The 26,556-nt window shown below is 67.6% G+C and carries 26 protein-coding genes; 13 read left to right on the plus strand and 13 right to left on the minus strand.

The annotated features are described in order from the left end of the window. Window positions 1-61 precede the first annotated feature (61 nt). The 5 genes from mtnA to ligA form a co-directional block, all read right to left on the minus strand. Window positions 62-1,126, minus strand: a complete 1,065-nt coding sequence (mtnA, locus tag QP512_RS12880) for an S-methyl-5-thioribose-1-phosphate isomerase (protein WP_286068976.1) — start codon at window positions 1,124-1,126, stop codon at window positions 62-64. Window positions 1,127-1,173: 47 nt separating this feature from the next. Further along, window positions 1,174-1,902, minus strand: coding sequence for a DUF3011 domain-containing protein (locus QP512_RS12885; protein ID WP_286068977.1), 729 nt, complete (start codon window positions 1,900-1,902; stop codon window positions 1,174-1,176). Window positions 1,903-2,040: 138 nt separating this feature from the next. Beyond that, window positions 2,041-2,997, minus strand: a complete 957-nt coding sequence (gene epmA / locus QP512_RS12890) for an EF-P lysine aminoacylase EpmA (RefSeq protein WP_286068978.1) — start codon at window positions 2,995-2,997, stop codon at window positions 2,041-2,043. After that, complete coding sequence (locus QP512_RS12895) at window positions 2,994-3,479, minus strand: GNAT family N-acetyltransferase (protein ID WP_286068979.1); 486 nt, start codon at window positions 3,477-3,479, stop codon at window positions 2,994-2,996. Before QP512_RS12895 ends, epmA begins: the two co-directional genes overlap by 4 nt. A gap of 50 nt (window positions 3,480-3,529) precedes the next feature. Continuing rightward, window positions 3,530-6,001 carry an NAD-dependent DNA ligase LigA gene (gene ligA, locus QP512_RS12900; protein ID WP_286072046.1) on the minus strand — a complete coding sequence of 824 codons (2,472 nt, stop codon included), beginning with the start codon at window positions 5,999-6,001 and terminating at the stop codon, window positions 3,530-3,532. A 257-nt stretch (window positions 6,002-6,258) separates the two neighbouring features. Here ligA and QP512_RS12905 point away from each other — a divergent pair, with 257 nt between their 5' ends. After that, window positions 6,259-7,389 (plus strand): pyridoxal phosphate-dependent aminotransferase, encoded by a 1,131-nt coding sequence (locus QP512_RS12905; protein WP_286068980.1) that lies wholly within the window; start codon window positions 6,259-6,261, stop codon window positions 7,387-7,389. Window positions 7,390-7,504: 115 nt separating this feature from the next. Here QP512_RS12905 and zipA read toward each other — a convergent pair whose 3' ends face one another. The 6 genes from zipA to QP512_RS12935 form a co-directional block, all read right to left on the minus strand. Continuing rightward, the gene (zipA, locus tag QP512_RS12910; RefSeq protein ID WP_286068981.1) at window positions 7,505-8,245 is read right to left on the minus strand and encodes a cell division protein ZipA; all 741 of its coding nucleotides are present in this window, start codon (window positions 8,243-8,245) and stop codon (window positions 7,505-7,507) included. A 46-nt stretch (window positions 8,246-8,291) separates the two neighbouring features. Further along, window positions 8,292-11,795: a chromosome segregation protein SMC gene (gene smc, locus QP512_RS12915; RefSeq protein ID WP_286068982.1), complete on the minus strand. Its 3,504-nt coding sequence runs from the start codon at window positions 11,793-11,795 to the stop codon at window positions 8,292-8,294. 259 nt (window positions 11,796-12,054) lie between these two features. After that, the gene (gene rplI / locus QP512_RS12920) at window positions 12,055-12,504 is read right to left on the minus strand and encodes a 50S ribosomal protein L9 (RefSeq protein ID WP_043398478.1); all 450 of its coding nucleotides are present in this window, start codon (window positions 12,502-12,504) and stop codon (window positions 12,055-12,057) included. Window positions 12,505-12,609: 105 nt separating this feature from the next. Beyond that, window positions 12,610-12,840 carry a 30S ribosomal protein S18 gene (rpsR, locus tag QP512_RS12925; RefSeq protein WP_002804494.1) on the minus strand — a complete coding sequence of 77 codons (231 nt, stop codon included), beginning with the start codon at window positions 12,838-12,840 and terminating at the stop codon, window positions 12,610-12,612. 11 nt (window positions 12,841-12,851) lie between these two features. Next, a complete protein-coding gene (gene rpsF, locus QP512_RS12930; RefSeq protein WP_005417400.1) occupies window positions 12,852-13,289 on the minus strand; it encodes a 30S ribosomal protein S6 in 438 nt (145 codons plus the stop codon). Between the two features lie 220 nt (window positions 13,290-13,509). Beyond that, a complete protein-coding gene (locus tag QP512_RS12935; RefSeq protein ID WP_286068983.1) occupies window positions 13,510-13,848 on the minus strand; it encodes an iron-sulfur cluster assembly accessory protein in 339 nt (112 codons plus the stop codon). A 128-nt stretch (window positions 13,849-13,976) separates the two neighbouring features. Here QP512_RS12935 and asnS point away from each other — a divergent pair, with 128 nt between their 5' ends. The 12 genes from asnS to QP512_RS12995 all read left to right on the plus strand — a co-directional run bounded on the left by asnS (window position 13,977) and on the right by QP512_RS12995 (window position 24,471). Next, the gene (gene asnS / locus QP512_RS12940) at window positions 13,977-15,371 is read left to right on the plus strand and encodes an asparagine--tRNA ligase (protein ID WP_286068984.1); all 1,395 of its coding nucleotides are present in this window, start codon (window positions 13,977-13,979) and stop codon (window positions 15,369-15,371) included. A 33-nt stretch (window positions 15,372-15,404) separates the two neighbouring features. Continuing rightward, entirely contained in the window at window positions 15,405-15,704 is a 300-nt protein-coding gene (locus QP512_RS12945; RefSeq protein WP_099490769.1) for a hypothetical protein, read from the plus strand. A gap of 7 nt (window positions 15,705-15,711) precedes the next feature. After that, entirely contained in the window at window positions 15,712-16,026 is a 315-nt protein-coding gene (locus tag QP512_RS12950; protein WP_006453002.1) for a hypothetical protein, read from the plus strand. Between the two features lie 7 nt (window positions 16,027-16,033). Next, on the plus strand, window positions 16,034-16,672 hold the full coding sequence (locus QP512_RS12955) for an FMN-binding negative transcriptional regulator (RefSeq protein WP_286068989.1): 639 nt from the start codon (window positions 16,034-16,036) through the stop codon (window positions 16,670-16,672). 74 nt (window positions 16,673-16,746) lie between these two features. Further along, complete coding sequence (can, locus tag QP512_RS12960; RefSeq protein ID WP_286068991.1) at window positions 16,747-17,409, plus strand: carbonate dehydratase; 663 nt, start codon at window positions 16,747-16,749, stop codon at window positions 17,407-17,409. Between the two features lie 20 nt (window positions 17,410-17,429). Further along, window positions 17,430-17,951, plus strand: coding sequence for a 3-hydroxyanthranilate 3,4-dioxygenase (locus tag QP512_RS12965; RefSeq protein ID WP_286068993.1), 522 nt, complete (start codon window positions 17,430-17,432; stop codon window positions 17,949-17,951). 138 nt (window positions 17,952-18,089) lie between these two features. Further along, window positions 18,090-19,364, plus strand: a complete 1,275-nt coding sequence (gene kynU, locus QP512_RS12970; RefSeq protein ID WP_286068995.1) for a kynureninase — start codon at window positions 18,090-18,092, stop codon at window positions 19,362-19,364. A gap of 31 nt (window positions 19,365-19,395) precedes the next feature. After that, a complete protein-coding gene (locus tag QP512_RS12975) occupies window positions 19,396-20,763 on the plus strand; it encodes an NAD(P)/FAD-dependent oxidoreductase (protein WP_286068996.1) in 1,368 nt (455 codons plus the stop codon). Beyond that, entirely contained in the window at window positions 20,763-22,202 is a 1,440-nt protein-coding gene (gene sbcB, locus QP512_RS12980) for an exodeoxyribonuclease I (RefSeq protein ID WP_286068998.1), read from the plus strand. The genes QP512_RS12975 and sbcB overlap by 1 nt, the downstream gene beginning before the upstream one ends. Further along, complete coding sequence (locus QP512_RS12985; protein ID WP_286068999.1) at window positions 22,199-22,885, plus strand: DUF2461 domain-containing protein; 687 nt, start codon at window positions 22,199-22,201, stop codon at window positions 22,883-22,885. Before sbcB ends, QP512_RS12985 begins: the two co-directional genes overlap by 4 nt. Next, on the plus strand, window positions 22,885-23,877 hold the full coding sequence (locus tag QP512_RS12990; protein WP_286069001.1) for an aldo/keto reductase: 993 nt from the start codon (window positions 22,885-22,887) through the stop codon (window positions 23,875-23,877). Before QP512_RS12985 ends, QP512_RS12990 begins: the two co-directional genes overlap by 1 nt. A gap of 42 nt (window positions 23,878-23,919) precedes the next feature. After that, a complete protein-coding gene (locus QP512_RS12995; RefSeq protein ID WP_286069002.1) occupies window positions 23,920-24,471 on the plus strand; it encodes a DUF2939 domain-containing protein in 552 nt (183 codons plus the stop codon). Window positions 24,472-24,588: 117 nt separating this feature from the next. Here the strand turns inward: QP512_RS12995 and QP512_RS13000 are convergent, their stop codons facing one another. Beyond that, entirely contained in the window at window positions 24,589-25,533 is a 945-nt protein-coding gene (locus QP512_RS13000; protein ID WP_005410242.1) for a 5'-nucleotidase, read from the minus strand. A gap of 47 nt (window positions 25,534-25,580) precedes the next feature. Then, window positions 25,581-26,354 (minus strand): NAD kinase, encoded by a 774-nt coding sequence (locus QP512_RS13005; protein WP_010480442.1) that lies wholly within the window; start codon window positions 26,352-26,354, stop codon window positions 25,581-25,583. Between the last annotated feature and the right edge of the window lie 202 nt (window positions 26,355-26,556).

Here is a 26,556-nt window from a genome sequence, read left to right on the forward strand (position 1 = left end):
GATTGGCCTGCGGAGCCGAGCATGGGCTCGGCTCTACAGACATCCTCGACCCTGTCCCGCCTCAGGCGCCGAAGGCGGCCCGCATGTTCTCCGGGGTCGGGTTCAGGATCACCCCACGTTCGGTCACGATGGCGTCGATCAGCTCGCCCGGGGTGACGTCGAACACCGGGTTCCAGGCGGCGATGCCCTCGGCCACGGTGCGGGTACCGCCCACGCCGTACAGTTCGCCCGGATCGCGCTGCTCGATCTCGATCTGGCTGCCATCCACGGTCTCCATGTCCACCGTCGAGGACGGCGCCACGACCATGAACTTCACGCCGTGGTGGCGCGCGGCAATGGCCAGCTGGTAGGTGCCGATCTTGTTGGCGGTATCCCCGTTGGCGCAGATGCGGTCGGCGCCCACGATCACCCACTGCACGGCGCCGGTCTTCATCAGGTGCGAGGCAGCCGAATCGGCGATCAGCGTGGCGTCGATGCCATCCTGCTGCAGTTCCCACACCGTCAGGCGCGCGCCCTGCAGCCACGGCCGGGTCTCGCCGGCGAACACGCGGGCGATGCGGTGCTGGGCCATGCCTGCACGGATCACGCCCAGCGCGGTACCGAAACCAGCGGTGGCCAGCGAGCCGGTGTTGCAGTGGGTCAGCACGCCGCTACCGGCCTCGATCAGGCCGGCGCCCAGCGCGCCCATGTGGCGGTTGGCCGCCAGGTCTTCCTCCGCGATGGCCTGCGCCTCCGCTTCCAGCGCGGCCTTCCAGTCGGCTCCGGCAGCATTCAGGCAACGGCGCATGCGCGCCAGCGCCCAGGCCAGGTTGACGGCGGTCGGACGCGAGGCATTCAGGCGCTGCAGCGCCGGTTCCAGCTGCTGCAGGGCATGTGCACCGTCGGCGGCCTGCACTTCGCGCGCCGCCAGCACCACGCCCCAGGCGGCGGCGATGCCGATGGCCGGCGCACCACGCACGGTCAGCGCATGGATGGCCGCGGCGACCTCGTCGCTGTCATGGCAGACCACATGCTCGACCACGAACGGCAGCTTGCGCTGGTCCAGCAGTTGCAGGGCATCGCCGGTCCACAGGATCGGGCGGATGTGGTCGTAACGGGCGTAGTCGATGTCGGAGGCAGTGTTCATGGGCCCATTGTAGAGCCACGCCCCGCGTGGTTGGAGCCTGCTCGGGCTCAATTCACCGAGAACTCGGCGCGGCAGCCGCCGTCCACCCAGATCCCGTTTCGGTTCCAGCCCCAGGTGCTGCCTTCCTCGCACGGGGTACTGGACAACTGTTCGGTGACGGCGGCACCGACCGAAATGCTCGCGCCACAGAACCGGCGCTTCTTCGACTTCGATTCGCAGGTGAGCCGGCGCGGCACATCGACGAAGCGGCCGTCATCGTCGGCCACCTCGAAATCGCCCTGGCACCCGCGGCTGGTCCAGACTTCGTTGCGCTTGTAGCCCCAGCCCTGCCCTTCGCGGCACGGCAATGCGGACAGCTGCCGAAGCAACCGGACCGGCGCGCCATCCAGGCGCACCGGGCAGCTCTGCGGCCGGCCGTTGGACTCGCAGCGCACCACGCGACGGACCAGGCGCTTGCCTTCGTTCGCCGCCGGTGCCGCACCCGCGGCGCGGCGTGCACGGAACTCGGCCCGGCAGCCCAGGGTGACCCACACGCCACTGCGGTCGGTCCCCCATTCGCTGCCTCGGATGCAGCTGTTGCTGGACAGCTGGCGCACCAGATCAATGCCGTTGCTGACATCGATATCGCAGTGTACCCAGCCCATGTCACGCGACTCGCAGGTCACCACCTCATCGTCATAGCCGGCCTGCTGGGCAGACGCCGACGACGGCAGCCAGGCACCCCAGAGCGCGATGGAGTACACCGGTGCAGCGACAACCGCGAACCACTTGACCAAAGCCTTCCCCAGCAGGAATGGATGAACTGCGTGCCAGTGTCCGGCATCTGCCGTGATAAGAGCATCATCCTGCTGACCGAAGCAAGCGCGGAAACGCGGAAATCCGTTCAGTCTTCGATATTCAGAAAAATTCGAAGATCAGGCGTGGGCGAAATCGTAGGCCAGCACATCGGCGATGCGCGGCGTGCGGTTCATCGCCATCAGCAGGCGGTCGACGCCCACCGCTACGCCGGCGCAGGCAGGCATCGAGGGCAGTGCGGCCAGCAGTGCCTCGTCCAGTGCAGGCTGCACCTGGCCGCGCTCGTGCCGGCGCTGCAGGTCACGCTGGAAACGCACGCGCTGTTCGCCGGCATCGTTCAGCTCGTGATAGCCGTTGGCCAGCTCCACCGCGCCCAGGTACAGCTCGAAACGCTCGGCCAGCGGCGGCGTGCCGGGACGGATGCGCGCAAGCGCCGCTTGGCTCGCGGGCCAGTCATGCACCACGGTCATCACCCCGTCATCGAAGTGCGGCTGGATATGGTGGGTCATCAGCAGATCCAGCCAATCGTCACGGGTCAGCCCGACCGGATCGATGTGCACCTCACCGAGCGCAGCACGTAGCGCGGCTTCGTCGGCCTCGAACGGATCCACGCCCACATGCCGCTGGAACAGCTCGCGGTAGCTCAGCACGCGCAGCGTCGCACTGCGTCCGACCAGCGCCAGCGCCTGGCCGACCAGCTCGGCGGTTTCCTGCACCAGCCGGTGGTGGTCCCAGCCGACCCGGTACCACTCCAGCATGGTGAACTCGGGGTTGTGGCGGCCACCGGCCTCGCCGTTGCGGAACACCCGGCCCAGTTCGTAGCAGTCGCCCACGCCCGCCGCCAGCAGGCGCTTGAGCGGATACTCCGGCGAGGTACGCAGCCAGCGGCGACGGCCACCGGCATCGACATGGCCGGTGAAATCGGTATGGAAGCTGTCGATGTTCGGCTCGGTGTTGCCCGCCACCGACAGGATCGGCGTTTCCACCTCCAGCACATCGCGCTCGGCGAAGAAACGGCGCACCAGCGCATTGAGCGCGGCACGCTGCTGCAGCGCGCGCAGCAGGGCCTCGCTCACAGGGTGCCCTCCGGGCGCGGATGGTCCAGCGGCAGGGTCAGCAGATCGCGGGTGTCGTCGATGTAGCCGCTGGCCAGGTAAAGGCGGCGGGCCAGCTCATTGTGGTGGTTCACTTCCAGACGCAGGCGGCTGACGCCACGGCCGCGCGCACGCTGTTCGCAGATCGCCAGCGCCTGCTTGCCGCGGCCACGACCACGCGCACGGTGGGCCAGGTACAGCTCGTCCAGCAGCATGAAGTGGCCGCCCTGCTCCAGGCTGAAGCCCATCGCGATCACCGCGTAACCGACCACTTCGCCCGCCTCGTCCAGCCACAGCAGCACTTCGCCATTGCGCGGGTCGGCCAGCAACGCATCCACACCGCGACGCACGCGCGCGTCATCGAAGTCGATCCTGTCTTCGGCGTAGAAGTCGCGCATCAACGCGATCAACCGTTCCTCGTCGGCACGGGTGGCCAGGCGGAAATCCAGCGGAGAGGTCTGCATCGGTGTTCCTTTGTGTCTCATGCCGGGCGCGGGGACGCCCGGCGGAATCATCATTCGTGTTCGGCGAGATAGGCCAGCAGGCGGTCCTCATCCCACACCGGCACGCCCAGCGACTGCGCCTTGTCCAGCTTGGAACCGGCCTCGGTACCGGCCACCACGAAGCTGGTCTTCTTCGAGACGCTGCCGGAGACCTTCGCGCCGAGCGCCTCCAGGCGCTCCTTGGCGGCATCGCGGGTGAGCTGGGCCAGGGTGCCGGTGAGCACCACGGTCTGCCCGTCCAGCGGGCCCGCAACGATCTCGGCCAGCGCCGGCGCCTTGGCCAGGATCTGCTGCATCGCCTTCTCGGCGGCCAACAGCATCACGCCATTGCCATCCATGTCCAGCCAGTCGGCCAGTCCGCGCGCGGTGTCATCGGGCAGCCCGGCATTGACGAACTGGCCATGCTCGGCGTCGAGCACGGCCTGAGCACCAGGAAGTGCGGCCACCAGCTTTTCCGCGCGCAGGCGGGTGATGCCGGGAATCTCCGATTCGACCAGCAGCTGAGCCAGGTCCAGCCCCTCGCGCAGCTTGGCGCTGGGCGCATGTACATCGCTGATGCGTACCTGGCCGACCTGCAGCAGGTCATCGATGGCCTGCTGATTGCCCTGCTGTTCGAAGAAGTGACCGAGCGAGCGCGCCACTTCGCCACCGATATCCGGCACGCGCTTGAACAGCGGCCACGGCAAATGGCGGATCAGTTCCAGGTCACCGAACCACTGCGCCAGCGCCTTGGCGGTGCTCTCGCCGACGTGTTCGATGCCGAGCGCGAACAGCAGGCGTTCCAGCGTGGCGGCACGACTGGCATCGATCGCTGCGATCAGGTTGTCGGCCCACTTGGTGGCGATCTTCCTGGTGTTCCATTCGAAGCTGGCGGACTGCGCCAGCGCCTGCGCGCGCCAGCCCGGGTCGTTGCCGTCCAGCTTGAGCACTGCATTGAGCACCGCACCACTGCCGTCGGCGGGCAGGTGCAGCTTCAGTGCGGCGGCCAGCGCCGAGGGATCTTCAGCGTCCAGCACCAGCTTCAGGTGCAGCAGTTGGTCACGACTGAGCCGGTACAGGTCAGCCACGCTCTTGACGATGCCGGCATCGACCAGGGTTTCGATGTACTTGTCGCCCAGACCATCGATGTCCATCGCGCGGCGCGAGGCAAAGTGGGCGATCGCTTCCTTGCGTTGCGCCGGGCAGGACAGCTCGCCCGAGCAGCGCCATGCGGACGCGCCTTCCTCGCGCACGATTTCCGAGCCGCACACCGGGCAGCGCGTCGGCATCTGCCACGGCGTGGTGCCCTGCGGGCGGCGGTCGAGGATGACGCTGACCACCTCGGGAATGACATCGCCCGCACGGCGCACGATCACGCTGTCGCCGACGCGCACGTCCAGGCGCGCGATCTGGTCGGCGTTGTGCAGGGTGGCGTTGGAGACGATCACGCCGGCCACCGCCACCGGCGCCAGTCGCGCGACCGGCGTAGCGGCCCCGGTACGGCCGATCTGGATCTCGATCGCCTCCACCGTGGTGCTCTGTTCCTGCGCCGGGAACTTGTGCGCGATGGCCCAGCGCGGTGCGCGCGAAACGAAGCCCATTGCCTGCTGGCCGGTACGGTCATCGAGCTTGTAGACCACCCCATCGATATCGAACGGCAGGCCGTCGCGGCGCTCACCGATATCACTGTAGTAACCCAGCAGGCCGTCGGTCCCTTCCACCACCCTGCACAGTGCGCTGACCGGGAAACCCCAGGCACCGAGCTGCGCCAGCGTGCCCGAATGGGTGTCGGGCAGCTCGCCGCCCTGCACCTCGCCGGTGCCGTAGGCGAAGAAGCTCAGCCTGCGCTGCGCGCTGATCTTCGGATCGAGCTGGCGCAGCGAGCCGGCCGCGGCGTTGCGAGGATTGGCCAGCACCTTGCCACCGTGCTGACGTGCGCGTTCGTTGTAGGCCTCGAAATCGGCACGCGCCATGTAGACCTCGCCGCGTACCTCCAGCACGTCCGGCCAGTCCTTGCCGTGCAGGCGCTTGGGAACGTCACCGATCTCGCGCAGGTTGGCCGTCACGTCCTCGCCGGTACTGCCATCGCCACGGGTCGCGCCCAGCACGAAGTGCCCATCCTCATAGCGCAGGCTGATCGCCAACCCGTCCATCTTCGGCTCAGCCGAGAACTGCAGGCTGCGGCGCCCCAGGCGCTCGTCGATGCGGCGCACGAAGTCGGCCACTTCCTCGTCGCTGAAGGCGTTGGACAGCGACAGCATCGGCACCGCGTGACGAACCTCCGGAAAGCGGCCGGAAGGACGCGCACCGACCTGATGGGTCGGGCTGTCCGCTCGGGCCAGTTCCGGGTGCTCGCGCTCCAGAGCTTCCAGCTCGCGCACCATCCGGTCGTAGTCGACGTCGGGGATCTCCGGCGCATCCAGCTCGTGATAGGCACGGTTGGCCTGGGCGATCTGCCGGCGAAGGTCTTCGGCGCGTTCGGCGGGGCTGGGGCTCATCGGGATCCGGTGGTTCTGGGATGGCCGGGAATTCTACCGCGCCCGGCCGTCAGGCCCCGTAACGCCGGCGCCTGTGTAGCGTCGGCCCATGCCCGAGGGGTGCGCCCCCGCTCTGGCAGGTGCCAGCTTTCGCTCCCGGTCCGGCAGGTGCCAACCTTGGCTGGCACGCCTGCAGTCGAGCATGGCTCGACGCTACCGAAAGCAGCTTGCCGCGCGCCACCACCAGCGCTAGCGTGCGCTGGCTGCCCTTCGGAATCCTGCCTGTGCCCCTGCCCGCCTCCCGCCGCCATTTCCTGCAACTGGCCGGTGCCAGTCTCGCCCTTGCCGGCACCGGCGTACCCCGCCTTGCCGATGCCCAGCCCGCTGCAGCCGCGACAGCAGCCCCTGCATCAGGCAAAGGCGCGGTGCTGCTGAACTTCAACGAATGCCCCTACGGCCCATCGCCTGCAGCCCAGAAGGCCGCACGCGACAGTATCGCCGGCAGCGGCCGCTACCGTTTCGAGCTGGCCGGCCAGGTGCGCGACGCCTTCATCGAACAGGCACACATTCCGTCCGATCACGTGCGGCTCTATCCGGGTTCCAGCGAACCGCTGAATCGTGCCGCCGTGCTATGGACCGGCCCAAAGGCGGGACTGGTAGTCGCCGACCCGACCTTCGAGACGCTGGGCGAGGTAGCTGCGGCCCACGGCGCCCACGTGCAGAAAGTGCCGCTGCGCGACGACGGCGCACATGACGTGCGCGCAATGGTGGCGGCGGCGCATGCGCAGCCGACCGGCCTGCTGTACGTGTGCAACCCGAACAATCCGACCGGCTCGATCAGCCCTGCCGATGAGCTTGCCTGGCTGCTGGCCCACAAGCCTGCCGCCACCCGCGTTCTGGTCGACGAGGCCTACCTGCAGTACAGCGATCAACCGAGCCTGGTCGCGCAGGTAACGCAGCGCGATGACCTGATCGTGCTGCGCACGTTCTCCAAGTTGTACGGCATGGCCGGCCTGCGCCTGGGCGTAGCGGCCGCACATCCCGACCGCCTGCGCGAACTGGCCCGCCTGGGCGACAACCCGCTGCCGGTGCCGGCCCTGGCCGCGGCACTGGCCAGCCTGCGCGACCCGCAGCTGATCCCGCAGCGGCGCCTGCAGAATGCCAAGGCGCGCCAGGCCACCATCGCGTGGTTGGGCAAGCGCGGTTTCAGCTGCGTTCCGTCGGAAGCAAACTGCTTCGTGGTGGATGTGCAGCGCGACGGCAGTGCGTTCGCCAAGGCGATGGCGGACAACGGCGTGGTGATCGGACGCAGCTGGCCGATCTGGCCGCAGCGCGTGCGCGTGACCGTCGGCACCGAAGAGGAGATGGCCGCGTTCCGCACTGCGTTCGCGAAGGTGGCCGGCGTACCGGCCTGACGCAGGGGACGGGGGCGAACCTCGGCTCGCCCCATCCACCCATGGCGTGGATCTCCCCGGGGATACCGATCAACGGCCGGCGGTGGGTGCCGACCGCTGGTCGGCACATCAGGTCTTACCAGCGCGGGGTCTTGGTCAGCGGCGGGGCCTGGTGCTGCCGGTCATAGGCCCGCAGCTCGTCACGGATGTGCGCGATGCGCTGGCGACCCAGAGCGTTGCGGCTGTCATCCAGCACCACGCCATCCAGCAGCTCGGCCATGCGCTGCACGGTCGGCAGCATCTTCTCCCAGGCGTCCAGCGCGGTCAGCGGCGCCGGCAAGGTCAGGAAGAACGCGACGGCCGGGGTCTCCATGGCGCGGATGTTGGCCATGTCGAAGCTGCCCGGCTTCATGATGCTGGCCATCGAGAAGATCGGGCCGCGTTCGGGGTGGCCTTCCACCAGGCGGTGGAACACGTTCATGTGGCCAAACACCAGGCCGGTCTTCTCCGCTGCCACTACGATGTCCTCGCCGCGCAGTTGTTCGCCGGCACGGGCAGCCACGAACAGCGAGACGATCTTGTCGAAGTCCTGGGTGGCACGCTTGCCCAGGTCACTGGCCGCGCCTGCATCGGTATCGGCCAGGCCCAGCTCGGCCTGCTCGCCCTCCGTGCCCAAGCCCGGTTCCACGCGGCCATCGGCCGCGGCCACACCGCCTTCGCCCAGCACCGGTTCGCGGCGCTCGCCACTGGTCGGCTCGGTGCCTTCCACGCGTCGCCCCTGGGGCTTCTTCTTCGGACGGCCAAACAGGAAGATCGCGGCGATCAACAGCAGGCCGGCGGCCAGGATGCCGATGCGCAACAGTGCCGTGTCGGACATTCGATAGGTTCTCCGGCTAGTTCATTCAAGTAATTAGGATGGCACGTCAGGCCGCGCCCGCCAATCGTGCGGCTTCTTCGAGGTCCACGCTGACGAGGCGGCTGACACCCGGTTCGCGCATGGTCACGCCCGACAACTGGTGTGCAGCCTCCATCGTCGCCTTGTTGTGGCTGACGAACAGGAACTGCACCTTCTCGCTCATTTCCTTGACCATGTTGGCCAGGCGGCCGACGTTGGCTTCGTCCAGCGGCGCGTCCACCTCGTCCAGCAGGCAGAACGGTGCGGGATTCAGCTGGAAGATGGCGAACACCAGCGCCACCGCGGTCATCGCCTTTTCGCCACCGGACAGCAGCGAGATGCTGGAGACCCGCTTGCCCGGCGGACGCGCCATGATGGTCACGCCGGTGTCGAGCAGGTCTTCACCGGTCAGCTCCAGGTAGGCATGGCCGCCACCGAACAGGCGCGGGTACAGCGCCTGCACGCCGGCGTTGACGCGGTCGAAGGTGTCCTTGAAGCGGCCACGGGTCTCGCGGTCGATCTTGCGGATGGCATCTTCCAGGGTTTCCAGCGCGGTGGTCAGATCCACGTGCTGCGAATCCAGGTAATCCGAACGCTGCGAGGCTTCGCCGTACTCGTGGATGGCCGCCAGGTTGACCGGCTCCAGCCGTCGCATGCGGCCATCGATCTGATGTACGGCCTGCTCCCAGTCACCGAGGCGCGCGTCCTCTGGCAGCGTGTTGAGCACATCCTCCAGCACGAAACCGGCCTTCTCCACCGCCCCCTGCAGAGTGTCGGCGCTGAGTACCAGCGCCTGCTGGTCCAGCTTGCGCTGCGAGATGCGCTCACGCTGGGCCAAGGCCTGTTCGTCGCGCTGGTGGCGGGTCTGTTCGTAGTTGCGCAGCTCGGCGTCGATACCGTCCAGCAGCGTGCGCGCCTCGGTCAGCACGCGATCGGCGCGCACGCGCTCTTCCAGCGCGTTCTGATGCTCGGCCTGCAGTGATTCGACCGGCGAATCACCTTCATCCAGCTGCGCGTGCAGTTCGCCCAGGCGCGAATCCAGCTGTCCACGCTGCGTGCCCATGCGCTCCAGTGCCTGGCTCAAGGAGGCCAGCTGCGCCCGCTGCGATTCCAGGGTCAGCGCCAGCGAGTGCGAACGCTCGCGCACCGCGCGTGCGGCGTCGCGGGCCAGGTCGCGGGCCTCGGTCAGCTGGCGGCGCTCGCCTTCCAGCCGCTGACGGGTCGATTCCAGGTCGCCCATGCTGCTGACGGCGTTCTCCAACCGCGAGCGCGCTTCACGCGCTTGTTCGTTGTTGGCTTCAATCGTTTCCTGCAGCTGCTTCAGTTCGCCTTCGATGCGGTCGATGCGGGTACGCGCCGCTTCCACCTTGCCCTGCTGGCCCTGCAATTGGCCGGCCAGTTCGGACACCGCACGATGGGCCTGGTAGAGCGCGCGCTGCGCATCCTCGCGCTGCTGTTCGGCGGCCCGCAGCTGCTCGCGGAAACCGGCCAGCTGTTCTTCCAGCTCGGCCTCGCGGTCCTGCAGCTGCTCGATCTGCTCGCGAAGTTCCTGGATCTCACGTTCGCGCAGCAGCGCGCCCTGCTCGGCGGCACCGGAGCGCGACACGCGCAGCCAGCCCTGGCCCAGCCGCTCGCCGCCCTGGGTGATGATCGAATCGCCTTCGGGCAGGGTGGCCTGCAGCGCCTTCGCCTCGGACAGGTCGCGGGCCGCATGCAGGTGTGCCAGCAACCGACGGATCGCCACCGGGCCACGCACGCGTGCGGCCAGCGAGGTAGGTGCAACCTTCAGTTCGGCATCGTCATTGGCGACCAGCGCGAGGTGACCGTCGCCCAGCTCACCAAGCGCGTCGACCAGGCTGGCCGGGTCATCGACCAGCACGCCTTCGATCAACTGCCCAAGCGCGCTTTCCACCGCGTTTTCCCAGCCAGCGTCGACATCGAGGCGTTCGCCGACGCGCGCCGCCGAGTCCAGCCCGCGCGCCTTCAGCCAGGCGACTGCCGCGCCCTGCTCCTGGCCCAGCGCGGCCTGCTGCAGGGTTTCCAGCGAGGCCAGGCGGCCGCGAAGGCCGTTGGCCTGCTTGCGCAGTTCGGCCAGTTCGTTCTGGCCATTGCGCTGCTGTTCCTGCACGGCCGCCACGCCCTGCTTGCGCAGCTCGACGTCTTCGCTCAGCTCATCCAGCGCGGTCTTCTGCATGTCGTGCTGCTGGTGCAGCTGCTCGAAGGCTTCTTCCAGTGCGTCCACGTCCAGCCCGGCGCGCTCGGCGGCCAGGGCTTCACGACGCCGGTCGGCATCGAGGATCTGCTTGTCCAGATAGTCCACGCGCGTGCGCTCGACATCGCCGGCACGCGAGGCTTCCGAACTCTGCGAGGTGTGCTGTTCCCAGCGCTGCTGCCAGCTCGCCAGCCGGTCTTCAGCCTCGCGCAGGCTTTCCTGCTTGATCTCGTTTTCTTCCTGCAGAGCTTCCAGCTGCGGAGTGGCGGCCTCCACCGCCTCGCGCAGCACCCTCAGCCTGGCTTCGTCGCCACTGATGTGCTGCCCCAGCTCGGCCAGGGCCTGCTGGGTTTCATCGCGGGCCTTGTGCAGGCGCTGCGACAACTCGCGCTGGTGCTGGATCTGCTGCTCCAGGCGGGCCAGCGTGCTGCCGACCTGGTAGACCGCCGCCTGCGCGGTGTTGAGCGCGTCGGCGGCCTCTTCGCGACGCACACGCGAGGTCTCGATGCGGGCCTCGGCGTCACGCTGGTCGGCGATCAGCTGCTGCAGCTTCGTCTCTTCCTGCGACAGCCCTTCGCGCAGCTTCGACAGGCGCCCGTCGAGGCCGCGGAATTCCAGTGCCTTCCACTCGGCATCCTTGACCCGACGCTCTTCCTGCAGCGCCTGGTACTGTTCGGCCTGCTTGGCCTGGCGCTTGAGATGCTCAAGCTGCTTGCTGATCTCGTCGCGCAGGTCACCCAGGCGGTCCAGGTTTTCGCGGGTGTGGCGGATGCGGGTCTCGGTCTCCTTGCGGCGCTCCTTGTACTTGGAGATACCGGCCGCCTCTTCCAGGTAGACGCGCAGGTCTTCCGGGCGCGCTTCGATGATCTGGCTGATCATGCCCTGCTCGATGATCGAGTAGCTGCGCGGGCCCAGGCCGGTGCCGAGGAACAGATCGGTGATGTCGCGGCGGCGGCACTTGGTGCCGTTGAGGTAGTAGTTGCTGGTGCCGTCGCGGCTGACCGTGCGCTTGACCGAGATTTCGTTGAACGAGGCGTACTCGCCCGAGATCGTGTGGTCGGAGTTGTCGAAGATCAGCTCGACGGTGGCCTGCGACACCGGCTTGCGGGCGTTGGAACCGGAGAAGATCACGTCGGTCAGCGAGTCGCCGCGCAGGCGGCTGGCCGAACTCTCGCCCATGACCCAGCGCACGGCGTCGATGATGTTCGACTTGCCGCAGCCATTGGGCCCCACCACGCCGGTCATGTTGGTCGGCAGGTGCAGGGTGGTCGGATCGACGAACGACTTGAAGCCGGACAGCTTGATCGTGGAAAGACGCATAGGGGTTCCGGACTGGGGCCGGCAAGCGGCCTGCGTTTACCCTCCAAGTCATTGATCCTGTTGGGATCGATGCCCGTGGAACGGGTGTGACGCCCTGAGTATACCGATGTGGCCGTGTTCTACGTATGGGCGTGGAACACTGTCCGCCCACGCCCGCCGGCCGGGTCGGCCTCTGCACCCTGGCGCGGGCGCCATAAAACAAAACGGGCGCCCTTGCGGGCGCCCGTTCTGCGGTGATGCCAGGCCTTGCGGCGTGGGATCAGGCTTCGGCGACGACGACAACCTTGACGGTGGTCTCGACGTCGGCGTGCAGGTGGATCAGCACGTCGTACTCGCCGATGTTGCGGAAGGCGCCTTCGCCCAGGATGACTTCGCTCTTGCTGACCGGCAGGCCGGCAGCGGTGAAGGCATCGGCGATTTCGCGGGCGCCGACCGAGCCGTACAGCTTGCCTTCGGTCGAAGCGTTGGCCGGGATGGTCACGCTCGCACCGTCCAGCTTGGCCTTGCGGGCGTCAGCTTCGGCGTGGATGGCCTGGGCCTTGGCTTCGTATTCGGCGCGCTTGGCTTCGAACTCGGCCTTGTTGCTCTCGGTGGCCGGCACGGCCTTGCCCTGCGGCACGAGGAAGTTACGGCCGTAGCCCGGCTTCACGTCGACCAGGTCGCCCAGGTTGCCGAGGTTGGTGACTTTCTGCAGGAGGATCAGCTGCATGGTATTGCTCCAGATGAGTTATTCGTTAGCGAGGCGGTGCCCCGCAACAAAGGCTGTCCGAATAGCTGGCACGGCGGGGGCGGCACCGGGCCGCCCCGCCGGGCATCAGACGTCGTGGTTGTCGGTATACGGGATCAGGGCCAGGAAGCGAGCGCGCTTGACGGCGGTCGCCAGCTGGCGCTGGTACTTCGACTTGGTACCGGTGACGCGGCTGGGCACGATCTTGCCGTTCTCGGTCAGGTACTGGCGCAGGGTGTTGAGATCCTTGTAGTCGATCTCCTTCACACCTTCAGCCGTGAACTTGCAGAACTTGCGGCGACGGAAGAACTTGGACATGGGAAGGCTCCTTAGGCGGCGGAAGCGGCGTCGTCGCCGGCTTCGTTGTCAGCGGTGGTGTTGGACTCGCCTTCTTCGTCGTCACGACGACGGCGCTCACCGCGCTCAGGCTTGTCACCCTTCTCGTCCTTGCTCTTCATGATCAGCGACTGCTCGGTGTCAGCCTCGTCACGCTTGATGACCAGGTTGCGCAGCACGGCGTCGTTGAAGCGGAAGCTCTCGGTCAGTTCGTTCAGAACGGCCTGGTCGGCTTCGATGTTCATCAGCACGTAGTGGGCCTTCACCAGGTTCTGGATCGGGTACGCCAGCTGGCGGCGGCCCCAGTCTTCCAGACGGTGGATGGTGCCGTTGCCGTTCTCGACCAGCGACTTGTAGCGCTCGATCATGGCCGGGACCTGCTCGCTCTGGTCCGGGTGGACCATGAACACGATTTCGTAATGACGACTCATGTTTTTTCTACCTTTCGGATGTGGCCTTGCGGCCGGACAGCCCCCCGCCGTTGAGACCGCGGTGGGGCAAGGGTTCCCGCCGGGCAGGCAGGAAGCCGCGCATTATGGCGCAGATGGGGTGGCCGGGCAACCGGTAGGCCACCTGGCACCCTGAACCGGGGCGAGCGCCCAGCCGAGCCCGGGTTGGGCGCTATCAGAACGATCAGGTCCCGCCGGGGCCTCAGGCCTTGTCGGCGTCGGTCGTGAAGCTCTCGCCGCAGCCACACTCGGCGGTGGCGTTCGGGTTGCTGAACGTGAAGGTCTCACTCAGGCCGTGCTTGCCGAAGTCGATCACCGTGCCGTCCACCAGCGACAGGCTCTTGGCATCGACGTAGATCTTCACGCCGTCCTGCTCGAACACGGTATCTCCCTCGCGCTCGTCGCGGGCCAGGTCGGTCACGTGGCCCCAGCCGGAGCAACCGGTCTTGGTCACGCCGAAACGCAGGCCCAGCGCGCCGGGGGTCTGGGCGACGAAGCGCTGCACGCGCTCGAAGGCAATGGGGGTCAGGCTGACAGCCATGAGGCTACTCCAGAGGTACGGGGACATTATAAGGAGCCGTTGCCATGAAAAATGCCTCGCAAGCGGAACACTGCAACCGGTAAACTCCCGTGTTCACAGATCGAGTCGATCAGCAGAGGATTCAAGTCATGACGGTGGTCAGCGTTGAACATGCGCTTGCCGGGAAGATCCCGGAAGGCGGCGAAGTCACGGTACGCGGATGGGTGCGCACGGTGCGCGGTTCAGCGAATCTGGCTTTCGTGAATGTGAGCGACGGCTCCTGCTTCGCCCCGATCCAGGTCGTGGCCAACGACACCCTGGCCAACTTCGACGAGATCAAGCGCCTGACCAGCGGCTGCTCGGTCATCGCCACCGGCACGCTGGTGAAGTCGCAGGGCAAGGGCCAGTCGTTCGAGATCCAGGCCAGCGCCCTGGAGGTGGTCGGCTGGGTCGAAGACCCGCTCACCTACCCGATCCAGCCCAAGCCGATGTCGCCGGAGTTCCTGCGTGAAGTGGCGCACCTGCGCCCGCGCACCAACCTGTTCGGCGCGGTCACCCGCATCCGCAACTGCCTGGCCCAGGCCGTGCACCGCTTCTTCCACGAGAACGGCTTCAACTGGATCAGCACCCCGATCATCACCACCTCCGACGCCGAGGGCGCCGGCCAGATGTTCCGCGTGTCCACCCTGGACATGGTGAACCTGCCGCGTGACGAGAAGGGCGCGATCGATTTCAGCCGCGACTTCTTCGGCAAGGAAACCTTCCTGACCGTATCCGGCCAGCTGAACGTCGAGGCTTACTGCCTGGCGCTGAGCAAGGTCTATACCTTCGGCCCGACCTTCCGCGCCGAGAACAGCCACACCACCCGCCACCTGGCGGAATTCTGGATGATCGAGCCGGAAATCGCCTTCGCCGACCTGGCCGAAGACGCACGCCTGGCCGAAGAGTTCCTGAAGTACCTGTTCCGCGCGGTGCTGAACGAGCGTGGCGACGACCTGGCCTTCATCGCCGAGCGCGTGGACAAGAACGCGATCACCAAGCTGGAAGACTTCATCAACGCGCCGTTCGAGCGCATCGACTACACCGATGCGGTCAGCCTGCTGCAGAAGTCCGGCAAGAAGTTCGACTTCCCGGTCGAATGGGGCCTGGACCTGCAGACCGAGCACGAGCGCTGGCTGACTGAGGAACACATCGGCCGCCCGGTGGTGGTGACCAACTACCCCGAGCACATCAAGGCCTTCTACATGCGCCTGAACGACGACGGCAAGACCGTGGCCGCGATGGATGTGCTGGCCCCGGGCATCGGCGAGATCATCGGCGGCAGCCAGCGCGAAGAGCGCCTGGACGTGCTGGACGCGCGCATGGCGCAGTTCGGCCTGGACCGCGAGCACTACAGCTGGTACCGCGATTTCCGCCGTTATGGTTCGGTACCGCACGCTGGCTTCGGCCTCGGCTTCGAGCGCCTGGTGGTCTACGTCTGCGGCCTGTCCAACATCCGCGATGCGATTCCCTACCCGCGTGCCCCGGGCAGCGCGGACTTCTAAGCCACAGCACACGACCACGGAGGTACTGCCCCCATGACCCTGTTCTTCGCCCTCTGTTTCGTCGGCGTCGCAGTGGCCGGGTTCAGTGCCTTCGTGATCTTCTGGCCGCTGACCCTGGTGCACGTGCGCGACCGTCATCCGGCGCTCGCCGCGCGCTTTGGCAGCGGCGCCTTCCTCAAGCCCGACGCCCTGGGCTGGCTGTTGCGCCGCGACTATCGGCAGCAGCCGGACCGCTCGCTGTCCGGGCTGGCGACGCCGGCCTGGGTATCGCTGCTGACTCTGCTGGCCGGACTGGGCATGGCCGCCCTGCTCTGGCTGGCCTCGCTCTGGTAACACATCCATGAATGACATCACCGCCTCGCGCGACAGCTGGTGGCTGGCCAGCCTCGGCAACACCCTGATCTGGGCGCGTCTGCGCGTGCGCCCGGCCGGCACCGCCGAAGTGCTCGACAGCGATGGCAACACGCTGAGCTACGACAGCGAAGACACCGCCCGTTCGCAGCTGTTCGACGCCGAGTTCGTCGAGTACGACGGCCTGGACGAGGAGGACGCGCTGGTGCGCGGCTTCAGCCTGCACGAAGTGCAGCCGCCGCAGGCCGACAGCGACGAGGGGCTGCGTGGCCGCATGATCCAGTCGCTGGGCGGGCGCGCCTGAGCCGCCCATGTTCACCCCGCGCGCCTTCGCCGAGACCGACCTGCTCTGGCTGGATCGCCTGCTGGCGCGTGACCCGTTTGTCGCCGTGCTCACTGTCGGCAGCGACGGCCTGCCCGAACTGACCCGGATACCGGTGCTGTACCACCGCGACGGCGAACACATCGAGCTGCGCGGTCACTGGGCCCGCGCCAACCCGCAGTCGCGCCACAACGGCGCGGCCAAGGTTCTGGTCGACGGTCCGCACGGTTATGTCTCGGCCAGCTGGTACCCGGACAAGGAACAGGCCGCGCGGGTGCCGACCTGGAACTACGCGGCCGCCGAACTGCGCGGCCAGCTGCAGACCTTCGACGACGCCGAGGCGCTGGCCGGACTGGTCGGCGCAATCAGCAACCGTTTCGAAGCCAGCGTCGGGCAGGCCTGGCAGTTCGACGCCACGCGCGCCGAGCATGGCCCGGAGCTGCGCGCGATCGTCGGCTTCCGCTTCCAGGTCGAACACGTGCAGCTGAAGCTGAAACTCAGCCAGAACCATCCCGAGGCCAACCAGCGCGCAGTGATCGCCGAACTGGAACAGCTGGGCACCCCCTCTTCCACCGAGCTCGCGCAGTGGATGCGCTGGCACCGTGAACAGGCCGCTACCGGCGGCTGATCACCTCAGACTCCCGCAAAGACGCGTCCGGATCGGCCGCGCCTTGCCCCCACCCGACGCCAGGGATACCGCACATGAAAGACATCCACCGCCTGCTGCAGAACAACCGCGACTGGGCCGATCGCATCGCCAGGGAAGACCCTGACTTCTTCCAGCAGCTGTCCAAGCAGCAGCATCCGGAGTACCTGTGGATCGGCTGCTCCGACTCGCGCGTGCCTGCCAACCAGATCATCGGCATGGCCCCGGGCGAAGTCTTCGTGCATCGCAACGTCGCCAACGTGGTGGCACACAGCGACCTGAACTGCCTGAGCGTGGTGCAGTACGCGGTGGACCAGCTGAAGGTGAAGCACATCCTGATCGTCGGCCACTACGGCTGCGGCGGCGTGCATGCCTGCCTGCACAACACCCGCGTCGGCCTGGCCGACAACTGGCTGCGCCATGTCGGCGATGTCGTGCAGAAGCACCAGGGCATCCTCGATGCGATCGAGGATGACGAGCTGAAGCACGCGCGCCTGTGCGAACTGAACGTGATCGAGCAGGTCGCGAACCTGTGCCGTTCGACCATCGTCGAGGACGCCTGGGCGCGCGGCCAGAAGCTGATGGTGCACGGCTGGGTCTACAGCCTGAAGAACGGCCGCGTCAGCGAAATGGGCATCGACGTCGGTGCGCCGGAAGAGCTGAAGCCGGCCTATGAAAAGGCGCTGTCCTATGTTCCGCGCCAGGGCCGGCGCGACTGACCTCCCTACGGACCACGACCATGCTCGCCTCGCCGATCAACCTGCACGCCTGGATCGAAGAACATCGCCACCTGCTGAAGCCGCCGGTGGGCAACAAGATGATCGACAACGGCGACTTCATCGTGATGGTGGTGGGCGGGCCGAACTCGCGCACCGACTACCACTACGACGAAGGCCCGGAGTGGTTCTACCAGCTCGAGGGCGAGATGGTGCTGAAGGTGCAGGAAGACGGCGCGGTGCGCGACATTCCGATCCGCGCCGGCGAGATCTTCCTGCTGCCGGCCAAGGTGCCGCACTCGCCGCGGCGCCCGCCCGGCGGGATCGGTCTGGTGGTCGAACGCAAGCGCCTGCCGCACGAAATGGACGGCGTGATCTGGCACTGCGAACGCTGCAACCACAAGCTGCATGAAGAGTTCTTCCAGTTGCAGAACATCGAGACCGACCTGCCGAAGGTGTTCGCGCGCTATCACGCCAGCCTGGAATTGCGTACCTGCAGCCAGTGCGGGCACGTGGATCCGCTGCCGGCGCCAGCGGCGGGCTGAGCACCTGCCCCTGTAGAGCCAAGCCCATGCCCGGCTTCGTGGCCCGGCAGCCGAGCATGGGCTCGGCTCTACAGGTTCGGCGGCAGGCACGCCGCCAAGCGCTACACTGGCAGCCCCGTTGCAGCCTGTTGCCCGACCATGTCCGACCTGCTCAGCCGCACCCACGCCATCGCTCTGGACGCCGCCGATCCGCTGCGCCCGCTGCGCAACGAATTCCTGATTCCACGCCACGGTGGCGGCGAGCAGACCTACTTCGTCGGCAACTCGCTGGGGCTGCAGCCGCGCGGCGCGCAGGCGGCCGTGCAGGAAGTGATGAAGCAGTGGGGCGAGCTGGCGGTGGAAGGCCACTTCACCGGCCCTACCCAGTGGCTGTCCTACCACCGCCTGGTGAGCGCGCAGCTGGCCCGCGTGGTCGGTGCGCTGCCCAGCGAAGTGGTGGCGATGAACACCCTGAGCGTGAACCTGCACCTGATGATGGTCAGCTTCTACCGGCCGACGGCCGAGCGCCCGGTGATCCTGATGGAAGCCGGTGCGTTCCCGACCGACCGCCACGCGGTGGAAGCGCAGATCCGTTTCCACGGGTTCGACCCGGCCGAGTGCCTGGTCGAAGTGCAGCCGGACGAAGCCAATGGCACGATCTCGCTGGCCGCGATCGAACGTGCCATCGCCGAACACGGCCCGCGCCTTGCGCTGGTGCTGTGGCCGGGCGTGCAGTACCGCACCGGCCAGGCCTTCGACCTGGATGCCATCACCCGCACCGCCCGCCTGCACGGTGCGCGCATCGGCTTCGACCTGGCGCACTCGGTCGGCAACCTGCCGTTGCGCCTGCATGACGTCGCCCCGGATTTCGCCGTGTGGTGCCACTACAAGTACCTCAACAGCGGCCCCGGCGCAGTTGCCGGTGCCTTCGTGCACGAGCGCCATCATCGCGATACCACGCTGCCGCGTTTTGCAGGCTGGTGGGGGCATGAAGAAGCTACCCGTTTCCACATGGCACCGCAGTTCACCCCGGCCGTCGGTGCCGAAGGCTGGCAGCTGAGCAATCCGCCGATTCTCGGCCTGGCGCCGCTGCGCGCCTCGCTGGACCTGTTCGAGCGTGCGGGAATGGACGCGCTGCGCAGCAAGTCGCAGGCACTCACCGGCATGCTCGAAGCCCTCGTACATGCGCGCCTTTCAAACGTACTGGACATCATCACGCCCACCGATCCGCAGCGCCGTGGCTGCCAGCTGTCGCTGCGCGTGATCGGGGGCCGCGAGCGCGGACGCGCACTCTTTGAACACCTGCGCAGCATCGGCGTGCTCGGCGACTGGCGCGAACCTGATGTGATCCGCATCTCGCCCACCCCGCTCTACAACCGCTACCTGGACGTGCACCACTTCGTCGAGGAAGTGGAAGCCTGGGCCGGCCTCTGAGCCGCCCCCTCCCCTACTGCTGGACAGTTCGTTGATCGCACACGCTTCCCGCTCGTTGAGCATTATCGGTGCCGGCCTCGCCGGGTCCCTGCTGGCCATCCTGCTGTCACGGCAGGGCTGGCGCATCACCCTGTACGAACGCCGCGGCGATCCGCGCATTGCCGACTACGAGAGCGGCCGTTCGATCAACCTGGCACTGGCCGAACGCGGGCGCAACGCCCTGCGCCAGGCGGGAGTGGAAGACGAGGTGATGGCGCGCGCGGTGATGATGCGCGGGCGCATGGTGCATCCGCGCGAAGGCGAACCGCAGCTGCAACGCTACGGCCGCGACGACAGCGAAGTGATCTGGTCGATCCATCGCAGCGACCTGAACACCACGCTGCTGGAACTGGCCGAACAGGCTGGCGCGACCGTACACTTCCACCGGCGCCTGCACACCGTCGATTTCGATGCCGGCTACGCGCGTTTCATCGACGACCGCGATGACAGCCCGCACGATATCCGCTTCGACACCCTGATCGGCGCTGATGGTGCCGGCTCGGCACTGCGCGCCGCAATGAACCGGCGCGCGCCGCTGGGCGAGGACATCGCCTTCCTCGACCACTCCTACAAGGAACTGGAAATTCCGCCGGCCGCCGACGGCAGCTTCCGCATCGAGCGCAATGCGCTGCACATCTGGCCGCGCGGCCACTACATGTGCATCGCGCTACCCAACCACGAAGGCACCTTCACCGTCACCCTGTTCCTGCCCAACCAGGGCGACCCCAGCTTCGCCACGGTCAACACCGGCGCGCAGGCCGAGGCGCTGTTCGCGCGCGAGTTCGCCGATACCCTGCCGTTGATCCCGAACCTGCGCGCGGACTGGGAACAGCACCCACCCGGCCTGCTTGGCACGCTGACGCTCGATCGCTGGCACCAGCAGGGCCGCGCCGTGCTGATCGGCGATGCTGCACATGCGATGGTGCCGTTCCACGGCCAGGGCATGAACTGCGCATTCGAGGATTGCGTGGCTCTGGCCCGCCATCTGATGGAAGCGGACGACCTGGAAGGCGCGTTCCAAGCCTTCGAAGCCGAGCGCAAGCCGAACGCGCGCGCAATCCAGCAGATGGCGCTGGAAAACTATCTGGAAATGCGTGACCGCGTAGCTGATCCCGCGTTCCTGCTGCAACGCGAACTGGAACAGGAACTGCAGCGACGCTGGCCGACCCGCTTCGTGCCGCACTACACGATGGTCACCTTCCTGCACACGCCCTATGCCGAGGCACTGCGCCGTACCGAGCTGCAGCGCGACCTGCTGACGGCTGCCACCGCGGGCCACGATTCACTGGACAACATCGACTGGGCCGCGCTGGAAGCACAGATCCACGCGCGGCTGCCGGTCCTGGAGGGCGCACACTGATGGCCGACAGCTTCCTGTTCTACGATCTTGAGACCTTCGGCCAGGACCCGCGCCGCACCCGCATCGCCCAGTTCGCGGCGATGCGCACCGATGCCGATCTCAACGTGATCGACACCCCGGTCAGCTTCTTCGTGCGCCCTGCCGACGACCTGCTGCCCTCGCCGATGGCCACCCTGGTCACCGGCATCACCCCACAGCAGGCCCTGGCCGAAGGCATCAGCGAGGCCGAAGCCTTCGACCGTATCAACGAGCAGCTGTCGCGCCCGGGCACCTGCGCGCTGGGCTACAACACCCTGCGCTTCGACGATGAGTTCGTCCGCTACGGCCTGTTCCGCAACTTCCACGATCCGTACGAACGCGAGTGGCGCAACGGCAATTCGCGCTGGGATCTGCTGGACATGCTGCGGCTGATGCGCGCGATGCGCCCGGAGGGCATCCAGTGGCCACTGCGCGATGACGGCGCCACCTCGTTCAAGCTCGAACACCTGGCCGAGGCCAACAACGTGCGCGAAGGCGATGCGCACGAAGCGCTGTCAGACGTGCGCGCCACCATCGGCATGGCGCGGCTGTTCAAGCAGTCGCAGCCGCGGCTGTGGGAGTACGCGCTGAAGCTGCGCGACAAGCGCTTCGTCGGCAGCCTGCTGGACGTGACCGCGATGAAGCCGGTGCTGCACATTTCCATGCGCTACCCCGCCAGCCGCCTGTGCGCGGCGCCGGTGCTGCCGCTGGCCGTGCACCCCACCATCAACAACCGGGTGATCGTGTTCGACCTGGACGGCGACATCGACGACCTGCTGGCACTGCCGGCCGACGTGATCGCACAGCGCCTGTACATGCGCGCCAGCGAGCTCCCCGAGGGTGTTGCACGGGTGCCGCTGAAGGAGGTGCATCTGAACAAGGTGCCGGCGCTGATCGCCTGGAACCACCTGCGTGCCGATGACCACGAGCGCTTGGGCCTGGACGTGGCAGCCATCGACGCCAAGATCGAGCGCCTGCGCGAATTCGCCCCGCAGCTGGCGGAGAAGGCGCGCCAGGTCTACAACCAGCCGCGCATGGCCACCGTGGCCGATGTCGATGCATCGCTGTACGACGGCTTCCTCGGCAACGGTGACAAGCCGCTGCTGGCGCTGGCCCGCACCACGGCGCCGGAACAGCTGGCCGCACTGGAAGGCCGCTTCCGCGACCCGCGCCTGCCCGAACTGCTGTTCCGCTACCGTGCGCGCAACCATCCCGACAGCCTCGCGCCGGCTGAACGCCAGCGCTGGCAGGATTACCGCCGCCAGCGGCTGCTCGGAGACGGCGGCCTGGGCGAACTCAACCTGCCCCAGTACCAGCAGCAGCTCGATGCACTGGCCGCCGAAGCGCCTGATGACACCCGGCGCCAGGCCCTGCTGCAATCGCTGCGCGACTGGGGCCAGCACCTGCAGGAGACGCTGTGAGCACTTATTTCTCGGACGCCAGCTTCAAGTTCCTGCGCAGCCTTGCGCGGCACAACGAAAAGGCCTGGTTCAACGATCACCGCCAGCAGTACGAAGACCACGTACGGCAGCCGTTCCTGCGCCTGCTGGGCGACCTGCAGCCGGCGCTGGCCGAGGTCAGCGGGCACTTCCGCGCCGATACCCGGGGCGTCGGTGGCTCCCTGTTCCGCATCCATCGCGACGCGCGCTTCTCCAATGACAAGTCGCCGTACAAGACCTGGCAGGGCGCTCGACTGTTCCATGAGCGCCGCCGCGAAGTGGCCGCGCCTTCGTTCTACGTGCACCTGCAGCCCGGCGAGAGCTTCATCGGCGCCGGCCTGTGGCATCCGGAACCGGAAACCCAGCGCCGCGTGCGTCACTTCATCCTCGACAACCCGGGCAGCTGGAAGGCGGCCGCGCATGCTCCCGCGCTGCGCAAGCGCTTTGATTTCGAGGAGAGCGAGAAGCTGGTGCGGCCGCCGCGCGGCTTCCCGGCCGACTTCGAGTTCATCGACGACCTCAAGCATCGCAACTGGGTGATGTGGCGCTCGCTGGACGACGACACCATGACCGGCCCGCGCCTGCTCTCCACCCTGGGCAAGGACCTCGCCGCGCTGGGCCCATTCGTCGATTACCTCTGCGCTGCGCTGGACCTGGAGTTCTGATGACTCAGGAACTGCCCCTGGCGCGGCAGCGGCGCCTGCTGGGCCGTACCGGCCTGCAGGTCTCGCCGATCGGCCTGGGCTGTTCCGGCTTCTGGGGCCACCGCCGCTTCGCCGAGGGCGACGCGGCCGCCGTCGTCGAACACGCACTTGCGCAGGGCGTGAACCTGCTCGACACCGGTCACAACTATTCGGGCTTCCACGCCGAGCCGCGCCTGGGCCGCATTCTTCGCCCGCTGCTGAAGCAGTACCCGCGCGACGCGCTGGTGATCTCCAGCAAGGGCGGCACGCTGACCGGCCAGGCCGGCATCAGCGGCGCCGAACAGCGCAATTTCTCGCCTGCGGCCATCACCGCCAGCTGCGAAGCTTCGCTGCGCAACCTCGGCCTGGACCATCTGGATATCTACCAGTTGCATGGCGCCAGCGAACACGACATCAACGACGACCTGCTCGGCGCACTGCAGCGCCTGCGCGAGCGCGGGCTGATCCGGCATACCGGCATCAACACCCACGCCGCGTCGACCCTTCACTGGATGATCGCCCACCCCACCGCCTTCGATCTGGTGCTGCTGGACTACAACGCCCTGCAGCAGGACCGCGAACCGCTGATCGACCAGCTGCACGCCGCAGGCATCGGCGTACTGGCAGGTACCGTGCTGGCACAAGGCCACCTGCTGCCCGCACGTGCGCGCCTGCCGCGGCTGGCCGACGCCTGGTACCTGGCGCGCGCCTGGCTCAAGCCCAGCAGCCGGCAACTGATGCACAGCGCCCGCCAGATGCGCAGCGCCGTGGCCGCGATCCGCAGCCAGCGCCCCGCGCAGACCGCCTTTGCCTACGCGTTGGGACACCCGGGCGTGGCCAGCGGCATTCTCGGTACCACCCGCATCCGCAGTCTGGACGAAGTGCTGGCGACACGGCTGGAGGCATTGAGCGCTACCGAGCGCCAGCAACTGGTGGACGCCTTTGGCGATGGCCGCGGTTCGCCCAGTCATTGAGTCTTCACCCCGCACTGCCGCCGTTGCGGCAGTCTGTCCAGCATGAAGAAGCTCATCGCACTGGTTGTACTGCTGGTCCTGGCGGTGGCGGCCTGGTGGTTCGGCGGCCCGTACATGACCATCAATGGCCTGTCCAAGGCCATCGAGCAGCGCGACACCGCGCGCCTGGAACGTTACGTCGACTTCCCGCGCGTGCGCGGCAGCCTGCGCGCCCAGCTCAACGACTACCTGGTGCGCCAGGCCGGCCCGGAGGTAGCGGCCAGCCCGTTCGGCGCCCTGCTCTATGGGCTGGGCGACCAGCTGGGCGGTGCCGCGGTGGAGACGATGGTGACCCCGACCGGCATCGGCGCGATGCTGCAGGGCCACGTGCTGTGGAAGCGCGGTCGCAATGAACTGCAGGGCGGCGATGCCTTCGGCCCGACCGAACCGGCGCGTCCTTTGAAGAACGCCGAGCATCACTTCGAAGCGCTGGACCGCTTCGTGATCGACGTCGATCGCGGCCCCGGCCAGCCCCCCCTGAAGGTGGTGCTGGAGCCGCAGGGCCTGCGCTGGAAGGTGGTGGACCTGCAGCTGGGGATGTCGGTCACGCATTGACCGGTAGATGCGCACCTTGGTGGGCATCGATCCAGGACGGCGCCAACCAAGGTCGGCAACTACCGGGGGCGCGGCGCTCTGGTGGACGCCCACCTCGGTGGGCGCGGATGCATGGCTTCAGCCTTCGTTGGCGACGCCGTGCGGCACGTGGCCGGCGGCCACGTGCTCGCGCGCACTGTCGATGTTGTGCTGCGAATCGTCGAAGAAGATGTCGGCACCGAAGGCCTGCAGGAACGGGCCCTTGTGACGGCCGCCCAGGAACAGCGCCTCGTCCAGGCGCACGCCCCACTCGCGCAGGGTGCGGATCACGCGCTCGTGCGCCGGTGCCGAGCGTGCGGTCACCAATGCGGTGCGGATCGGTGCGCTTTCGCCGGCCGGGAAGACTTCCTGCAGCGTATGCAGGGCCGACAGGAAGCCGCGGAACGGGCCGCCACTGAGCGGTTCGCGGGCACGCTCGCGCTCGTGGCGGCCAAACGCTTCCACGCCCTGCTCGCGCGAAATGCGCTCGCTTTCATCACCGAAGATCACTGCGTCACCGTCAAAGGCGATGCGCAGCTGCCCGGCCGGGCGACCGGTATCGATCTGGTCGGCCGCCGCCGCAGCGGTTTCACCCGGCGGCTTGGGCAGGATGGTGGCCGCGGCGATGCCGTGGCGCAGTGCGCTGCGCACCGATTCCGGGTTGGCCGACAGGAACAGATCGGTACCGAATGGCTTCACGTACGGCCAGGTTGGCTCGCCGGCGGTGAATGTCGCGCGGATGATGCCCAGGCCGTAATGCTGGATCGAATTGAAGATGCGCAGGCCGGTATCGGCCGAATTGCGCGACAGCAGGATCACCTCGACCCGCGGGTTCTCCGGGCTGGCGCCCTGGTTCAGCGCCAGCAGCTTGCGCACCACCGGAAAGGCCACGCCGGGGCCGAGGATGTCGTCCTCATGCTGGCGCTGGAATTCGGCGTACGCCGCCACGCCATCACTCTCGAACAGCGCGTGGCTTTCCTCGAGGTCGAACAGCGCGCGCGAGGTCACCGCGACGGTCAGCAAACGGGGGGAGTTGTCGCCCATCGGTGGGGGTCCTTCAAGCGGTCGGCGGGGCCGGCCGCCCATTGTCCTCAAAAAACGAACTGTTCGCTCAGGATCCGGTCTTCCAGGTTGTGCTCCGGGTCGAACAGCAGGGTCACGCGGCGGTCCTTCGACTCGCGGATGGTCACCTCGACCACGTCGCGGGTCTCGTGCGAATCGGCGGTCACGCTGACCGGACGCTTGTACGGATCAAGCACGCGGAAGCGCACTTCGGTATCCGCCTTCAGGATCGCGCCGCGCCAGCGCCGTGGGCGATAGGGCGCCAACGGCGTCAGCGCGATGGTGTGCGAGCCCAGCGGCAGCACGGGGCCATGCGCGGAATAGTTGTAGGCGGTGCTGCCGGCCGGGGTGGCCACCAGCACGCCGTCGCCGATCAGTTCGGCCACGCGCTCCTGGCCGTTCAGGTCGATGCCGATATGCGCGGCTTGCCGGGTCTGCCGCAGCAGCGAGACATCGTTGTAGGCCAGCGAACCGGTACTGGTGCCCGATTCGGTCAGCGCCACCATTTCCAGCGGGCGCAGGTTGGCCGGTTCGGCGCGCGCAATGCGGGCCTGCACGTCATCATCGCCACGGTACTGGTTCATCAGGAAGCCGACGGTACCCAGCTTCATGCCGAACACCGGCTTGCCCAGGTGCCCGTGCCGATGCAGGGTCTGCAGCATGAAGCCGTCGCCACCCAGCGGGCACAGCACGTCGGCCTGCTCCGGCGTGTGATCGCCATAACGCGAAATCATCGCCGCGCGGGCCATCTGCGCAGGTTCGGTGGTGCTGGCCAGGAAAGCGATGCGGGGGGTGTCGCTCATCGGTGGATCCGGGGGGAAGGCATGAGGGAGAGCATAACCGAGCGCCGGGGGTTGGACCCTGCGCGGCGGATGACCGGCCCGTCCGCCGGGACACGCCGTAAACCCATCCCTGGGGGCTCGGTCGCGCCATCCATGGCGCTCACGGTCCCGGCGGACGGGCCGGTCATCCACCTGGCAGGATGCCGGCCGGCCTCGGGTCAGT

This window comes from Stenotrophomonas sp. 57, assembly GCF_030291075.1.
Taxonomy (GTDB): Bacteria; Pseudomonadota; Gammaproteobacteria; order Xanthomonadales; family Xanthomonadaceae; genus Stenotrophomonas.

Excerpts from the sequence above, each read along its gene's own strand:
- mtnA (WP_286068976.1), bottom strand. The coding sequence starts at position 1,126 with ATGAACACTGCCTCCGACATCGACTACGCCCGTTACGACCACATCCGC.
- QP512_RS12895 (WP_286068979.1), bottom strand. The coding sequence starts at position 3,479 with ATGCAGACCTCTCCGCTGGATTTCCGCCTGGCCACCCGTGCCGACGAG.
- zipA (WP_286068981.1), bottom strand. The coding sequence starts at position 8,245 with ATGTCCGACACGGCACTGTTGCGCATCGGCATCCTGGCCGCCGGCCTG.
- smc (WP_286068982.1), bottom strand. The coding sequence starts at position 11,795 with ATGCGTCTTTCCACGATCAAGCTGTCCGGCTTCAAGTCGTTCGTCGAT.
- rplI (WP_043398478.1), bottom strand. The coding sequence starts at position 12,504 with ATGCAGCTGATCCTCCTGCAGAAAGTCACCAACCTCGGCAACCTGGGC.
- rpsR (WP_002804494.1), bottom strand. The coding sequence starts at position 12,840 with ATGTCCAAGTTCTTCCGTCGCCGCAAGTTCTGCAAGTTCACGGCTGAA.
- rpsF (WP_005417400.1), bottom strand. The coding sequence starts at position 13,289 with ATGAGTCGTCATTACGAAATCGTGTTCATGGTCCACCCGGACCAGAGC.
- QP512_RS12935 (WP_286068983.1), bottom strand. The coding sequence starts at position 13,848 with ATGGCTGTCAGCCTGACCCCCATTGCCTTCGAGCGCGTGCAGCGCTTC.
- asnS (WP_286068984.1), top strand. The coding sequence starts at position 13,977 with ATGACGGTGGTCAGCGTTGAACATGCGCTTGCCGGGAAGATCCCGGAA.
- QP512_RS12945 (WP_099490769.1), top strand. The coding sequence starts at position 15,405 with ATGACCCTGTTCTTCGCCCTCTGTTTCGTCGGCGTCGCAGTGGCCGGG.
- QP512_RS12950 (WP_006453002.1), top strand. The coding sequence starts at position 15,712 with ATGAATGACATCACCGCCTCGCGCGACAGCTGGTGGCTGGCCAGCCTC.
- QP512_RS12955 (WP_286068989.1), top strand. The coding sequence starts at position 16,034 with ATGTTCACCCCGCGCGCCTTCGCCGAGACCGACCTGCTCTGGCTGGAT.
- can (WP_286068991.1), top strand. The coding sequence starts at position 16,747 with ATGAAAGACATCCACCGCCTGCTGCAGAACAACCGCGACTGGGCCGAT.
- QP512_RS12965 (WP_286068993.1), top strand. The coding sequence starts at position 17,430 with ATGCTCGCCTCGCCGATCAACCTGCACGCCTGGATCGAAGAACATCGC.
- kynU (WP_286068995.1), top strand. The coding sequence starts at position 18,090 with ATGTCCGACCTGCTCAGCCGCACCCACGCCATCGCTCTGGACGCCGCC.
- sbcB (WP_286068998.1), top strand. The coding sequence starts at position 20,763 with ATGGCCGACAGCTTCCTGTTCTACGATCTTGAGACCTTCGGCCAGGAC.
- QP512_RS12990 (WP_286069001.1), top strand. The coding sequence starts at position 22,885 with ATGACTCAGGAACTGCCCCTGGCGCGGCAGCGGCGCCTGCTGGGCCGT.
- QP512_RS12995 (WP_286069002.1), top strand. The coding sequence starts at position 23,920 with ATGAAGAAGCTCATCGCACTGGTTGTACTGCTGGTCCTGGCGGTGGCG.
- QP512_RS13000 (WP_005410242.1), bottom strand. The coding sequence starts at position 25,533 with ATGGGCGACAACTCCCCCCGTTTGCTGACCGTCGCGGTGACCTCGCGC.
- QP512_RS13005 (WP_010480442.1), bottom strand. The coding sequence starts at position 26,354 with ATGAGCGACACCCCCCGCATCGCTTTCCTGGCCAGCACCACCGAACCT.